14 protein-coding genes are annotated in these 13,771 nt (G+C 56.4%); 1 reads left to right on the forward strand and 13 read right to left on the reverse strand.

Annotated elements, in window-relative coordinates:
* Positions 1 to 203 precede the first annotated feature (203 nt).
* Complete coding sequence (locus tag BAA01_12930) at positions 204 to 392, forward strand: 50S ribosomal protein L28 (protein ID OUM87712.1); 189 nt, start codon at positions 204 to 206, stop codon at positions 390 to 392.
* Positions 393 to 428: 36 nt separating this feature from the next.
* On the opposite strand, the gene BAA01_12935 is transcribed toward BAA01_12930, so the two are convergent.
* The 13 genes from BAA01_12935 to BAA01_12995 form a co-directional block, all read right to left on the reverse strand.
* Positions 429 to 512, reverse strand: a complete 84-nt coding sequence (locus BAA01_12935; GenBank protein OUM87713.1) for a stage V sporulation protein M — start codon at positions 510 to 512, stop codon at positions 429 to 431.
* A gap of 35 nt (positions 513 to 547) precedes the next feature.
* Positions 548 to 733 (reverse strand): hypothetical protein, encoded by a 186-nt coding sequence (locus tag BAA01_12940; GenBank protein OUM87714.1) that lies wholly within the window; start codon positions 731 to 733, stop codon positions 548 to 550.
* Between the two features lie 76 nt (positions 734 to 809).
* Positions 810 to 1,457 carry a ribulose-phosphate 3-epimerase gene (locus tag BAA01_12945; protein OUM87715.1) on the reverse strand — a complete coding sequence of 216 codons (648 nt, stop codon included), beginning with the start codon at positions 1,455 to 1,457 and terminating at the stop codon, positions 810 to 812.
* The gene (locus BAA01_12950; GenBank protein ID OUM87778.1) at positions 1,454 to 2,410 is read right to left on the reverse strand and encodes a hypothetical protein; all 957 of its coding nucleotides are present in this window, start codon (positions 2,408 to 2,410) and stop codon (positions 1,454 to 1,456) included. The genes BAA01_12945 and BAA01_12950 overlap by 4 nt, the downstream gene beginning before the upstream one ends.
* A 5-nt stretch (positions 2,411 to 2,415) precedes the next feature.
* A complete protein-coding gene (locus BAA01_12955) occupies positions 2,416 to 3,741 on the reverse strand; it encodes a glucose-6-phosphate isomerase (GenBank protein ID OUM87716.1) in 1,326 nt (441 codons plus the stop codon).
* Positions 3,742 to 3,758: 17 nt separating this feature from the next.
* On the reverse strand, positions 3,759 to 4,661 hold the full coding sequence (locus BAA01_12960) for a ribosome small subunit-dependent GTPase A (GenBank protein OUM87717.1): 903 nt from the start codon (positions 4,659 to 4,661) through the stop codon (positions 3,759 to 3,761).
* A gap of 75 nt (positions 4,662 to 4,736) precedes the next feature.
* Positions 4,737 to 6,440, reverse strand: a complete 1,704-nt coding sequence (locus tag BAA01_12965; GenBank protein OUM87718.1) for a hypothetical protein — start codon at positions 6,438 to 6,440, stop codon at positions 4,737 to 4,739.
* 14 nt (positions 6,441 to 6,454) lie between these two features.
* Positions 6,455 to 7,219: a hypothetical protein gene (locus tag BAA01_12970; GenBank protein ID OUM87719.1), complete on the reverse strand. Its 765-nt coding sequence runs from the start codon at positions 7,217 to 7,219 to the stop codon at positions 6,455 to 6,457.
* A 60-nt stretch (positions 7,220 to 7,279) separates the two neighbouring features.
* Positions 7,280 to 8,602 carry a 16S rRNA (cytosine(967)-C(5))-methyltransferase gene (locus BAA01_12975; GenBank protein OUM87779.1) on the reverse strand — a complete coding sequence of 441 codons (1,323 nt, stop codon included), beginning with the start codon at positions 8,600 to 8,602 and terminating at the stop codon, positions 7,280 to 7,282.
* 41 nt (positions 8,603 to 8,643) lie between these two features.
* Positions 8,644 to 9,588, reverse strand: coding sequence for a methionyl-tRNA formyltransferase (locus tag BAA01_12980; GenBank protein OUM87720.1), 945 nt, complete (start codon positions 9,586 to 9,588; stop codon positions 8,644 to 8,646).
* On the reverse strand, positions 9,588 to 10,055 hold the full coding sequence (locus tag BAA01_12985; GenBank protein OUM87721.1) for a peptide deformylase: 468 nt from the start codon (positions 10,053 to 10,055) through the stop codon (positions 9,588 to 9,590). The genes BAA01_12980 and BAA01_12985 overlap by 1 nt, the downstream gene beginning before the upstream one ends.
* 29 nt (positions 10,056 to 10,084) lie before the next feature.
* Complete coding sequence (locus BAA01_12990; GenBank protein OUM87722.1) at positions 10,085 to 12,541, reverse strand: primosomal protein N'; 2,457 nt, start codon at positions 12,539 to 12,541, stop codon at positions 10,085 to 10,087.
* The gene (locus BAA01_12995) at positions 12,538 to 13,749 is read right to left on the reverse strand and encodes a phosphopantothenoylcysteine decarboxylase (protein OUM87723.1); all 1,212 of its coding nucleotides are present in this window, start codon (positions 13,747 to 13,749) and stop codon (positions 12,538 to 12,540) included. Before BAA01_12995 ends, BAA01_12990 begins: the two co-directional genes overlap by 4 nt.
* Positions 13,750 to 13,771 lie beyond the last annotated feature (22 nt).

The raw sequence follows: 13,771 nt of genomic DNA on the forward strand, positions 1-13,771 counted from the left end.
GTTCCTGCATTTTGCGTAAGTACTCGCGACGGCTTTGTAGAGACATTCTCACGTCACATCCCCTCAGTAAGATTTTGACGTGAGCGATCCACAATCCTTTCGGTAAGATTTTACCTGAGTGATCGCGTGTTCTTGTATTCTGTTGTCATGGTATAGTATAATGGCATGGTCAAAAGGTTTGCTCGAGCAAGGAGGTGCGCAGCATGGCTCGCAAATGTTTTATCACCGGGAAATCTCCGGGACGGGGGAACAAAGTCAGCCATTCCAACCGAAAATCCAAACGTACATGGGGCGTCAACGTCCAGAAAGTACGCATCCTCGTCGATGGAAAGCCAAAACGCGTTTATGTGAGCGCGAAGGCCCTGAAATCCGGAAAAGTAAAGCGTGTATAAAAAAAGCACCGAACCAGGTGCTTTTTATCTTCACTGTTAACGCTGTCTGCTGAACATCCGAACCACAATTTTGACCATCCCGCTGAGGAACTTCGGCAATTTTATCGCGTAAAACCGCATCCCGACCCCTCCCTTTCCGTTAAACGTCCCTTTCGTTAAACGAGATATTTCCGCCTTCTCACGAGAATCCCGATAAAAATCAAACCCAATCCGATGATGGCAATCCACACCCAGGTGGGAACCGAAATAAGGATCAGTATGAGGCCAATCAACATGAGCAGCCAGGACAGCCAATTGGAATGACGGCGGACCGCCCAGCGCATTTTACGGATGGTTGTCATGAACCGACACCCCCACAGAGGGCACCACGCCTGGTGCGTTCCATATGAGTATATTCAACCGGCTTGGCAAATGTGCCTATTTTTTGAGCATGCGCAACTTTTGGATCGCCTGCGCGCGGTCTTGATGGCGAAAAATGTAGGAGCCGGAGACGGCTACCGTTGCGCCCGCTTCATGCACTTGCGGCGCGGTCACATCGTCAATGCCGCCATCCACCTGAATCTCGATGTGCGAGTAGCCCCGTTCATCAAGAAGCTGCCGCAACGCCGATATTTTTCTCAGGACTTGCGGCAAAAAGGCTTGTCCACCAAATCCGGGATTCACCGTCATCAGCAGGACAAGGTCCAGATCTTCCCACACATACTCAAGGACATGGAGCGGCGTTGACGGGTTTAGCGCCACGCCGGCACGTTTGCCGAGCGAACGGATGAGCGCGAGCGTCCGCTGCAAATGGCAGGTTGCCTCCTGATGTACCGTGATCAAATCGGCACCATGTTCCGCAAAAACCGGAATATACCGGTCAGGATCCGTAATCATCAGGTGAACATCCAATATCTTGTCGGTCAGCGGCCGGATCGCTTGAAGGATGATCGGGCCCATCGTGATATTGGGAACAAAATGGCCGTCCATGACATCAATATGTATCCAATCGGCCGCTTCGACCGAACGCAATTCTGCAGCCAAGTTGGCAAAATCTGCTGAAAGAATCGATGGCGCAATTTTCATCCTGCAGCCTCCTCCTCATTCAAAAAAAGCGCAGCTGCTCCGATCATCCCGGCATCGTTGCCCCAAAAGGCCGGCAACACCTCCACGCCGGCAACCGCCCTGGGCAGCCCCTTTGCCTGAAAAACTTGATGAATTCGCAGGTGCCAATCTCCCGCCAATTGGCTCACCCCGCCACCCAACAATATCCGCTCAGGGTTGAGAACCAGGCTGACGATGGCCAGCGCCTCTGCAAGCGCCTCTCCCGCCTCCTCCAACACACTTCTGGCAAGCGGGTCACCCTGAGCGGCCGCGCGAAAAATTTCCTGGATGGTCAGTCTCTCCTCCCGCAGGCTGCTGGAGAATCCCGCCTGCAGCCCGGCGCGCGCCAGGCGGAGCATTCCCGTCGCCGAACTGACCGTCTCCAGGCAGCCTTCTTTGCCGCAATGGCAGCGCCACATTCTCTGCGACACCGGCAAGTGGCCAATTTCACCTGCCATGTTGGAAAAACCGTGAAAAAGCCGGCCATCGATCACCACACCGCCGCCTACCCCGGTGCCGATGGTCAAACACAGAAGCGGACTTTTTCCCCGCCCCCGCCCGCTCCAGCTTTCAGCCAGAGCGGCCAGATTGGCGTCATTGTCCGCCCGCACAGGCCATGGAAACCGCCGCTCCAAATCCTCTTTCACCGCAACGTTTTGCCATCCGAGATTGATCGCTTGATGGATCCACCCTTTTTCGCGATCCAAAAAAGCCGGAAGACCGATCCCCAATCCCTTGATCTGCTGCTCGGACAGGCGCGCCTCATGCAATAGTTGCTCCACCACATCTTCCAAAAGCCGGATAAAATGCTGAAATCCCTTTTCCTTTTCAGTGGGAAGGACGCGCTGGGCCATCAACCGGCCGCCGGGCTCCACCAGGCCGACCTTCGTAAAACTTCCACCCACATCCACCCCGATCGCGTACCGTTTTTCCATCGGTTTCATCCATTCCTATGACCCATTCTTTGCAACCGCTGTTCAAGGTCTTTTTGCAGTGTTTCATATCCCGGGCGACCGAGAATCGCCGACAAATATTGCTTATAAGCCTCAACGCCCGGTTGATCAAAGGGATTGACTCCCGCCAAATACCCGCTCATGGCGCAGGCCTTCTGAAAAAAGTAGATCAACTGGCCGAACCAATACGCGTTCAGCTCAGGAAGGCGGACGACCAGGTTAGGCACACCGCCATCTGCGTGCGCAAGCCGGGTGGCCTCGAGGGCCTTGCGATTGACCCAGTCCAGCGTCTGGTCTGCCAAAAAATCCAGTCCGTCGTCGTTCCCTTTCCCTTTTGGAATCTTCACCGACACAGGGAGCTTGTGAATATCGACGATCGTTTCAAACAAGAGACGCCTGCCTTGCTGAATGTATTGGCCAAGGGAATGAAGATCGGTGGTAAATTGCGCCGCCGTCGGAAAAATCCCTTGTCCGTGCTTGCCTTCGCTTTCGCTAAACAGCTGTTTCCACCACTCGGACAAGGCATACAGGCTGGGTTCATACGTGATCAACAATTCGATGATTTTCCCCTGACGATAGAAGAGGTTGCGGTATACCGCATAACGATAAGCAGGGTTGACACTAAGATCGGGTTCCTGGAAACGCAGGGCCGCGTCCCTTGCTCCCCGCATCACCGCGTTGATATCGATGCCGGCAACCGCCATCGGCAACAGTCCAACTGCCGTCAGCACCGAATAGCGTCCGCCGATATCCTCAGGCAGGCTGAAAATCGGGAACCCTGCCTGCTCTGCCTGCTTCCGCAACGGTCCGCAAGAGCCGGTGGTTACGAGAATCCGCCGGGCAGCCTCAGCCTCCCCATACCGCTCAACCAAGTGCGGCCAGATGATCCGGAAAACGAGAGAAGGTTCCAATGTGGCTCCAGACTTGGAGATCACGTTGACGAACACATCTTTTCCCTGTAACGCACCCATGACCTGGACGAGATGCAAGGAACTGAGCTGGTATCCGGCATAAAGAATGGCCGGTCCGTCCGTCGGCAGCATTTCGATGGCCGCGCGCGAACCGATATAGGAACCGCCGATGCCGATGACCAGCAACACGTCGGCTTGCCGACGAACCATATCAGCCGTCTCCAGAATCCGCGAAATGTACGCGTTTTCTTCACGCAGGGGATAATCCACCCAACCCAGGCCAGACTCCTGCCGTTCGTGAAGCGCGCGATGAATCACGGAAACTTGCGGCTGAAGCCTCTCCAGTTGGGAACCATCCACAAATGGCAGCGCCATCGCATCGTCCAGTATCAGCTGGCCCATTTTCTCCGTTCCCCTCTTTACAGTTTTTTATGCTTCTCCTCCGCCAATCGATCCTGTAAAAAGTGCAGGTAATGCTCATAGCGGGTGGGGGCAATCGCACCTTCAGCCACCGCCTCGCGAACCCCGCAATCGGGTTCCTTCCAGTGCAGGCAGCTTCGGAAGCGACAGTGCATGGAATAAGCGGCAAACTCAGGAAAGGCATCCGCCAGTTTTCCGGAAGAGATGCCCTGAAAATCCAGCTGGCTGAAGCCGGGTGTGTCGACCAGGTACCCTCCTTGGGGAAGGGACAACAGCTCTACATGGCGCGTGGTATGTCGTCCTCTCCCCAATTTTTTGCTGATCTCCGCCGTCTCCATGTTGCTGCCGGGAATGAGCGCATTCAACAGGGAGGATTTCCCTACGCCGGACTGGCCAGCCAGAACGGTGGTCTTTCCCTGCAACCGTTCGATGAGTTGGTCCAGTCCCTCCCCGGTCCGGACGCTGATGGGAATGACAGGATAACCGATTTTTTTGTATATCTCGCAGGTCTGGTAAAACTGTTCAGCCGTTTCCGATTCCTGCAACGGCAACAGGTCCATCTTGGAAAAACAAAGCAGCGCCGGAAACCGGTGCGCTTCCACATGCACCAGAAAGCGATCCAATAAAACCAGGCTCAAGGGAGGTTCGGCGACAGAAAAAACCAGGCACACCTGATCCATATTGGCCACTGGCGGGCGAAACAATTGGTTGCTTCTTGGGTGGATGGCCTGAATGATCCCGTATTCACCGCCATCCCAAGACAAACTGACCCGATCGCCGACAAGGGGTGTAAGCGCCTTTTTCTTGAACACCCCGCGCGCCTTGCATGGAACCAGGCCCTTTTCGGTATCCACATAACAAAAATTGCTGATGATCTTGACAATCCGTCCCTCCAATTCCATTGTATTCCCCCAGTCAGTCAGCTTTCCTCTATCCAGCTAAGAAATCGCCAGAGCCCTAACCCGCCCACTAAGCCGTTAATCCTCCTCAGGCCGTCCGCTGCTGACCCAGAGATCCACCTCCGAACCGATCGGGACCGGTTGTCCCGGTTCATAAGGAAATTGCCGCAGCACCGTGCCTTTTTGTTCATCGCTCGGCTGGGTATAAACCCTTCCGAGAGAAAGCTCCTTCTCCAGCAGCCGGGTCTCTGCCTCCTTGAGGGACAAACCACGCAAATCAATCATGGTAAGCATCTCTGGACCCGCGCTGACCACCAGCTTTACTGTCGTCCTTCCAGGGATGACCGTGGATTGGGATGGCGGGTCATGGCGGATAATCTCTCCTTTTGGGACGCGATGGCTGTATTCCTCCTCGAGGCTGTACGAAAGACCAAGGTTCTCCAGCTCCGCCACCGCTTCCTGGCGTGTGCGCCCCGCCAAGGAAGGAAGCGTCAAAGATGCCGGGCCTGTATTGACCCAGATGCGCACCGTTCGGTTGACTTTTACTTTCAAATCCCCCGGCGGATCTTGCCGCACGACATGATGCGGCGACATCCCCTCGTTTTCCACTTCAAAACGCTCCACCTCCAGGCCGGCATTTTTCAATAAACGAACGGCTTCATCCTCCGGCAAACCCACCACATTCGGGGTCACCACCTCGGGCACATTCCATTTGGCCTGCAACCTGTCCAGCGCCATCCAGCCTGCAACCACCAGAACGGCCGTCAGCATGACCAGCGCAAGGGACATCCACCATCGAAGGCGACGTTTCGGCACGGACGATGGAGCCGATTCATCATCCGGTTGAAATTCATCGGCCGGCTGAAATTCACTCGCATTCACCGCACGGTGCTCAGATGGCAGAGGCGTAAGAAGCCGTGTTGCCTGTTCATCCTCTGGATACTCCTGCGGGGGCTCAATCACTCCTCCGGATTGAAGGACGATTGCCAAATCTGCACGCATTTCGGCGGCTGACTGATACCTTTGCCTGGGATCTTTGGCAAGCGCCCGCGCCAGCACATTTTCCAGGCTTTGCGGAATGTACTGGTTCTTTTCATAGGCAGGGGGATAAGGTTCCTGCAGATGCTTCAAGGCCACCGTAACCGGCGTGTCTCCCGAAAAAGGCAACTCGCCGGTCAGCATCTCATACAAAACAACGCCGAGCGAATATAAATCGGATTGCCCGCTGACGACTGTTCCCTTAGCCTGTTCAGGCGAACAGTAATGGACGCTGCCGATGACAGTTCCATGCGTAATCGTCGCCTCACTGGATGCCTGGGCAATGCCAAAGTCAGTGACCTTGACCTTTCCATCCGTGGAAATGAGAACATTGTGCGGCTTGATATCACGGTGTACAATCTGGTGCCGGTGCGCGTATTCCAACGCGTCACAGATTTCCATGGCGATGCGAACCGCCTCGTCAACAGGAAGGGGAGCCTGCCGGGATATTTTTTCCTTAAGCGTTTCTCCTTCCACATATTCCATGACGATGTACGGGATCCCATGATCCTTGCCCACACCGTAAAATCGGACAATGTTGGGGTGGGACAACCGGGAGACGGCCTCCGCCTCACGCTGAAACCGGCGGGTAAAGGCCTCATCATGCACAAACTGTTCCTTGAGGACCTTTAGCGAAACAAACCGCAACTCCTCCAAATCAAGCCCCTGGTATACCGTAGCCATGCCGCCGCTGCCCAGCCGTTTGATCACCTGGTATCTTTGGTTTAACACTTTTCCAATCACGTTCCCACCCCCAACTAGCGACAAACAGATCTGCCGTCTGGAGAGGTTGAGGGAGGGGTGAACAGGATGAGAGAGATGTTGTCTTCGCCCCCCTGTTCCAAAGCCTGGTTGAGAAGCCGGTCGGCCTTATCCTGCAACGTGCCGTCGCCGCGCAAGATCTGGCTGATTTGTTCATCGCTCAGCATGGTCGTCAGGCCATCGCTGCACAGTAGGAGCAGCTGGTCGGGCTGTGGCTGGTAGCTGTTGAACTCCACTTCTACCTTCAAGTCGGTTCCCAGCGCGCGAACCAGGATGTTCCGCTGCGGATGGCGGATGGCTTCATCGGCGCGAATCTGTCCGCTTTTGACGAGCTCATTGACCAATGAGTGATCGGCGGTAATCGGCAGCAGGCGTGATGAATCCCAAGCGTAAGCACGGCTGTCGCCGATGTGGGCGATCCACCCCCAATCCACGGAGATCAGTGCCACGACAATGGTTGTCCCCATGCCGGACAGCTGCGGATCCTCCTGTGCTCGCCGGTAGATGACCTGGTTGGCCTTGAGAATGGCCTCTTCCAGATAATTTCGCGCATCCATTGCCAGGGTACGGGAGGTCACTTCGCGGAGTTCGCGTTGGATTACGTCAATGGCGGTTCGACTGGCCACATCGCCCGCCTGATGCCCCCCCATTCCATCAGCCACCATGGCGAGTATCATTTCACCCGCACGCTCATCATAATAAACCGCATCTTCGTTGACAAAACGCACCTTGCCAACGTCTGTCCTCCACGCACCGCTCATGCCAATCCCCCTTTGTGGCGACAGCTCGCTTCTGTATCCGTCATCATCATGCAAAGACGATTAAGCTTTCTTTCTCATTCGCGCGATAAAAAAACCGTCGCTGTGGAACTGATGCGGAAGTATCCGGACCTGACCGTTTTCACACAGCGGATGGGGACAATCCTGATCCAGTTCAAACTGGCGATGGTTGGCGAGAAACCAGGCGACATTCTCCTCATTTTCTGCCTGTTCAATGGTGCAGGTGCTGTAGACCAGCAGACCGCCAGGCCGGACCAAAGGGGCGACGCCGGCCAACAGTTCCCGCTGCAGCTGCACCAGTTGTTGAATGTCGCTTTCCTTGCGGGACCATTTGAGGTCAGGCCTGCGGCGAATGACACCCAAGCCGCTGCAGGGCGCATCCAGCAACACCGCATCAAAGGGTGCCTCTCCCGATTGGGCGCCAAGGCGGGCATCCTGCTGCCGGACCTCAATGGATGTCAAGCCCAGCCTTCTTGCCGCTTGGCGAATCAACTTCACTTTATGTAGGCGAACGTCCCAGGCGACAATCCGACCCTGATCGCACATCCATTCTGCCAGGTGGGTGGTCTTGCCGCCCGGCGCCGCACAGGCGTCCAGAATCCGCATCCCTGGCTGTGGATCCAGGATTTCTGTCACCAATTGGGCGCTCTCATCCTGAATCGTAAACCATCCTTCCTCATGCCAGCGAGTTTGGGCCAGCGAAAGCGTTCCTTCATAGCGAATGCCGCTGACCGACACCGGTGAGGGCTGAACATTCCCCGGACAATTGTCCCGGAGTAGCTGGAGCAACCCGTCGCGCGACGTTTTCAGGCGATTGACGCGGATGGATTGCGCCGGTGGCCGATTGTTCTCCCGGCACATCGCCTCTGTTGCCGCCTCGCCGTATTGCTCAAGCCACCGCCGGACCAGCCACTCCGGGTGAGAATGCTGCAAGGACAGCCGGGCAACGGGGGAAAGGCCGGCGGGGATTTGCCGTCTGTCGGGGAAACGCAGAAAATTTCGCAATGTCCCGTTGACAAAACCGCTGATCCCTGGATTCCCCCACGATTTGGCCAACTCAACCGCTTCATGGACCACGGCGTGATCGGGGATCCGATCCAGGTAGACGAGCTGGTAGACGCTCATGCGCAACAGATTTCTCACCCAGGCGTCAAGTCTCCCCAGATCCCGCTTCAGATAAGGCGTCAGCATCCAGTCGATGGTGTTGCGGCGCTGCAAGGTGCCATAGGTTAATTCAGTGGCCAAGGCTGCCTCCAGGCGGGGAAGGTGTGCCTTTTTCAACACATGATTCAACTTCAGGTTGCTGAAGGCTCCCTGCTCTACCGATGTTAAAACCGCCAAGGCTGCTGCCCTGGCGTTGTCAATGGATGGTTTGGGCTGTCTCGCCGGCCTGTTTTTCACACGCTTTAACCTCCGCTCTCGAAACATTCGCCGGGTTGGATTGTTCTGCCGCGGAGATAATCGGCCACCGTCATCCTGGTCTTCCCGGAAGGCTGAATCTGCAAAATTTCGAGCGCGTCCCGGCCACATGCGACGATCACAGCCTCTTGCGTCACTTCGAGAATCGTCCCAGGCGGCGCTTGGTGTTCCCGCCGCACCGGCCGGCCCCACCATATCTTCCAGGTTTCCCCTCGAAAAGTGGAGTAAGCGACGGGCCATGGGTTTAACCCGCGAATGCGGTTATATACCTCTTCGGCGGTACGGTGCCAATCGATCCGCTCATCTTCACGCCGCAGATTTGGCGCGTACGTGGCCTTGCTGTCATCTTGCGGCGTTGGCCGAATCTGGCCCGCCAACAACGCCGGCATCGTATCCATCAGCAGGCGGGCACCCAGCTCCTTCAGCCGGTCATGCAAAGAGCCTACGGTGTCCTGAGGGTGAATCGGTACCGCATGCTGGGCGATGATGTCTCCTGCGTCCAGCTCCTCAACCATGTACATGAGCGTGATCCCCGTTTCCCGTTCGCCATTGATAATCGCCCAGTGAATCGGGGCGCCGCCCCGGTATTTGGGCAGCAACGAGGCATGAACATTGATGCAGCCATAGCGCGGCGCATGTAAAATGGGGGTCGGAAGCAATTGCCCGTATGCCGCCGTGACGATGAGATCCGGCTGCATGTCGAGGATCGACTGGCAAGCCTCCTCCCCTCTGATTCTTTCCGGTTGCAAGACGGGTAGACCATACCGCACCGCTGCCTGCTTGACCGGCGGTGGCGTCAATGCCTTCTTGCGACCTTTCGGCCTGTCCGGCTGCGTGACGACCCCAATCACTTCATAGGGAGAATGCACCAGCGCCTCGAGCACGGGCACCGCAAAGTCTGGTGTTCCCATAAATAAAACACGTACCGACATCAATCAGGCTCCTTCTCAGACTGGTAGAAAACGGAGGTCAGATCGGTAAACAAGATCCCGTTGAGATGGTCAATTTCGTGTTGCAGGGCGCGCGCCAAATAACCCTCGCCCTCGACCACAATCGGTTCTCCATGGCGGTTCAAAGCCTCGACAGTACACCGCATGGCCCGTTTCACTTCACCCACGAGCCCGGGAATGCTCAGGCAACCTTCAGGGCCAATCTGTTCGCCTTCGCGTGAGGTGATCACCGGATTGATCAGCTCAATCAACCCTTCGCCCACATCAATAACCACGACCCTTTTCAAAACGCCTACCTGGACCGCCGCAAGCCCTACGCCACCCGCATCGTACATCGTCTCCGCCATATCATCCAGGAGCTTGTGGATGTTCGGCGTAATCCGTCGAACCTCTTGACTGACCTGGCGCAAGATCGGATCCGGCTCCTTGACAATGACCCGTACAGCCATTTGCTCCCCTCCTTTCCGCTTGTGTTCATCTAACCCAGCATACGCGGTTCCATGTCGATGTGCCAGCTGACCTGTTCCTTCTTCAGCCGGGGCTCCCAATGGGTCAGCGCCGCTCGCAAGACCGTACGGACAATGGTTTCATTTGTATATTTTATCATGCTCTGAAATCGATATCTATTTTTTAGTCTCGCGATCGGTGAAGCAACCGGCCCCAAGATGTGGGCATGATCCTTTAGCTCCCCGTTGAGCCAGTGTGTCACCTGCGTCGCCCAGGACAAGGCAACGGCGGCCGTTTCATGCGCGAAGACCAGCTGCGCCAGGCGGCAGTATGGCGGATAGCCGGACTGCTTGCGCAGCAGCATTTCCCTCTGGTAAAACCGGACATAGTCATGCGTGGCAGCCGCCTGGATGCTTTCGTGTTCCGGGTTGAAACTCTGGATCACCACTTCTCCCGGCCTCTCGTGACGGCCGGCACGGCCGCTCACCTGTGTCAACAGTTGAAACGTCCGCTCACTGGCGCGAAAGTCGGGCAGAAAAAGCAGTGAATCGGCAAGGATCACGCCTACCAGTGTGACATTTGGAAAATCCAATCCCTTGGTGATCATCTGCGTCCCCAGCAGGACATCCGCTTCGTGTCTTTGAAAAAGATCAAGCAGGCGCTGGTGGGCCCCTTTTTGAGCGGTCGTATCCGCATCCATTCGCAACACGCGAACCTGGGGAAAGAGGCGGTTCAGCTCCTCCTCCACCCGCTGGGTACCAACACCCAAATGGCGGATGTGCTGGCTTCCGCACTCCGGACAGGCAGACGGTTCCAACGCTGTAAACCCGCAATAATGGCAGCGCAGGTGGTTGCCTACTCGGTGGTACGTCAAGGTGATATCGCAGTGGGGACAGGTGATCGCCGTCCCGCATACGCGACACATCACAAAATGGGCAAAGCCACGACGGTGTTGGAAGAGAATCACCTGCTCCTTGCGGGCAAACCGTTCCAGCATTTTTTCATAAAGAAGACGGCTGAACAGGCTGCGGTTTCCCTCTTGCAACTCCTTCCGCAAATCGACGAGGTGGACGCGAGGATAGGGACGGCCGTGAACCCGGTGTCTCATGCTCAGCAGCGTAAAGCCTCCCTGCAGGGCTGCTGTATAGGCTTCGAGGGAGGGCGTGGCACTGCCAAAGACGACGGCCGCCCGATGGTACCGGGCGCGTCGCAAGGCGACATCCCGCGCATGGTAGCGGGGGGCCTCCTCCTGCTTGTAGGTTCCTTCATGCTCTTCGTCCACGATGATGAGCCCTATGTTTTCAAAGGGAGAAAAAATGGCCGAACGGGCTCCAACAACGACACCGGCACGGCCTTCCTGAATTCTTCGCCATTCATCAAAACGTTCCCCTTGTGACAAGCCGCTGTGAAATACCGCCACTTCCTCGCCGAATCGCCGACGAAACCGGTCCACCATCTGAGGGGTGAGGGAAATTTCCGGCACAAGGACGATTGCTGCACGTCCCAGATGCCGGCAATGGGCAATCGCCTGCAGATAAACTTCCGTCTTGCCGCTTCCGGTTACGCCATGCAGCAAAAAGGCCTGGTACTCCCGCTTTGATATTGCCGCCAAAATCGGATTCAACACGGATTGTTGTTCTTCGGTCAACGGTTTGGGGACGTCCCGTTCTGGCGGCCGACCAGAAAAAGGATGCCGTGGCACCTCTTTTTCCACCCGCGCCAATACTCCCTGACGAATGAGCGATTGAATCGTCGAGGAGGAAGCCTGAACCCGTTTCAGCAGGTCAGATTGCAGCCATTCCTCGTCCGGATGGCGGCGAAATTGCTCGAGGATCTCCCGTTGCTTGACCGCCTGGCGGGGAAGCTGTTGCAAGAAAACGTCCAGCTTCCCCGGATCGATGTTCAGGCGGATGAAGGCCGCCTTCTTGCCCCGGACATCCCTTTTCAGGACAGGGCGGACCACAAGCCGCCCCTCACGTCTCCATTGGTTCAGGATGCGTTTGTACGCCGGAAATGCTTGCAACAGATCTTTCCAGGCAATGGCGGGATGATCCTTTACATAGGACAAAATCTCCTGTTCCTCGTCCGTCTTCAGCCATCCGTCATCCTTAATCTCCACTTCGGTGGTATACCTGCCACGAACGCCGGCAGGAATCATCACCTTAAGAGCGGTCATCCATGAACACAGGGTTTTCTGGCTGAGCCAGTGCGCCAGATTGACCAGCTCTGCGGTCAAAGGCGGTGGCACCACTTCTTCAATCTCACGGAGCACGATGTCCTCTTGCGCCTGTTCCGTCCCCCGTTTGGCTGCCAGCGGTTCATCCTTCACGTCGATGACAATGCCATCCACTCGGCGTGAACCGAACGGCACCACCACGCGTGAACCGATTCGGACCTCAGCGGCCCATTCTTCCGGGACCAAATAGGTGTAACTCTGATCACCGGCCTGCCCGGGAACATCCACCACAACCTGCACCCGCAGTCTCATCGCGTCTCCTTCTCAAGCACATGTTTCAAAATGAGATCCAGAAGCCGGTCCGCCACTTCCCGCTTGCTCATCTTTGGCCAAGTATGAAAAAAGCCGTTCCTCCCGTATACCTCCACTCGATTGGCGTCCGTATCAAAGCCGATATCCCCCTGGGAAACGTCGTTGGCGACGATAAAGTCGGCCCCTTTCCGTTCCAGCTTGTCCAACGCATAACGGCTCACCTGTTCCGTCTCAGCCGCAAAACCGACGATGCACTGGTCCGGTCGCCTGCGTTTGCAAATCTCAGCCAGAATATCAGGAGTACGCCGCAGCTGTACCTGGATCTGGTCAGACACCTTTTTGATCTTTTGCTCCGCGACCTGGACCGGCGCATAATCAGCCACGGCAGCCGACTTGAAGACGACATCCGCATCGGGCAAAAGGGATAGAACCGTCTCATACATTTGGTCTGCCGTCTCCACAGCAAACACCTCGACACCGGCAGGAGGCAACAGACGGGTCGGCCCGGTGACCAAAAGAACGCGCGCCCCCCGTTTTTGCGCCGCTTCGGCAATGGCATAGCCCATCTTTCCGGATGAACGATTGCTAAAAAAACGAACCGGATCCAACGGTTCGCGTGTGGGGCCTGCTGTGACGAGAACGGTACGTCCGGACCAATCCCGTTTTTTCGCAAGCATCGACTGAATTTTCGCCACAATATCCGCCGGCTCCGCCAACTTGCCCTGGCCTTCATAACCGCAAGCCAGCAACCCCTCGACCGGGTCGATGAATTCAACGCCGCGCGCCTTCAGGCGCGCAATATTTTCCTGAACGGTCCAATGCTGGTACATATGGACATTCATCGCCGGCGCGACCAGAATCGGCGCCCGTGTCGCCAGCGCCGTCGTGGTCAGCATGTCATCGGCAATGCCATGGGCCATTTTGGCAATCAGGTTTGCCGTCGCCGGCGCAATCACCATCAGATCGGCGTGATCGGCAACATCAATATGCGAAACCACAGATGGATCTTGTTCCTCGAAAACATCCACAAACACATGGTGGCGCGATAAGGTTTGAAAGGTCAACGGAGTGATGAACCGGGTAGCCCCTGCGGTCATGATCACCTGGACCTTTGCGCCCAGTTTGTTCAAGCGGCTGCATAAATCCGCCGCCTTGTAAGCGGCAATCCCACCTGTCACGCCCAGGACAATGCGCTTTCCTTCCATCATTCCCCTCCTCACGCACGGCGGC

Origin of the sequence: Bacillus thermozeamaize, assembly GCA_002159075.1 — a bacterium.
Taxonomy (GTDB): domain Bacteria; phylum Bacillota; class Bacilli; order ZCTH02-B2; family ZCTH02-B2; genus Bacillus_BB; species Bacillus_BB thermozeamaize.

What these genes read in the sequence shown, in the direction of transcription:
- BAA01_12980 (OUM87720.1), bottom strand. Translation starts at nt 9,588, where the DNA reads ATGTCGGTACGTGTTTTATTTATGGGAACACCAGACTTTGCGGTGCCC.
- BAA01_12960 (OUM87717.1), bottom strand. Translation starts at nt 4,661, where the DNA reads ATGGAATTGGAGGGACGGATTGTCAAGATCATCAGCAATTTTTGTTAT.
- BAA01_12945 (OUM87715.1), bottom strand. Translation starts at nt 1,457, where the DNA reads ATGAAAATTGCGCCATCGATTCTTTCAGCAGATTTTGCCAACTTGGCT.
- BAA01_12940 (OUM87714.1), bottom strand. Translation starts at nt 733, where the DNA reads ATGACAACCATCCGTAAAATGCGCTGGGCGGTCCGCCGTCATTCCAAT.
- BAA01_12995 (OUM87723.1), bottom strand. Translation starts at nt 13,749, where the DNA reads ATGATGGAAGGAAAGCGCATTGTCCTGGGCGTGACAGGTGGGATTGCC.
- BAA01_12955 (OUM87716.1), bottom strand. Translation starts at nt 3,741, where the DNA reads ATGGGCCAGCTGATACTGGACGATGCGATGGCGCTGCCATTTGTGGAT.
- BAA01_12985 (OUM87721.1), bottom strand. Translation starts at nt 10,055, where the DNA reads ATGGCTGTACGGGTCATTGTCAAGGAGCCGGATCCGATCTTGCGCCAG.
- BAA01_12950 (OUM87778.1), bottom strand. Translation starts at nt 2,410, where the DNA reads ATGGAAAAACGGTACGCGATCGGGGTGGATGTGGGTGGAAGTTTTACG.
- BAA01_12990 (OUM87722.1), bottom strand. Translation starts at nt 12,541, where the DNA reads ATGAGACTGCGGGTGCAGGTTGTGGTGGATGTTCCCGGGCAGGCCGGT.
- BAA01_12970 (OUM87719.1), bottom strand. Translation starts at nt 7,219, where the DNA reads ATGAGCGGTGCGTGGAGGACAGACGTTGGCAAGGTGCGTTTTGTCAAC.
- BAA01_12930 (OUM87712.1), top strand. Translation starts at nt 204, where the DNA reads ATGGCTCGCAAATGTTTTATCACCGGGAAATCTCCGGGACGGGGGAAC.
- BAA01_12935 (OUM87713.1), bottom strand. Translation starts at nt 512, where the DNA reads ATGCGGTTTTACGCGATAAAATTGCCGAAGTTCCTCAGCGGGATGGTC.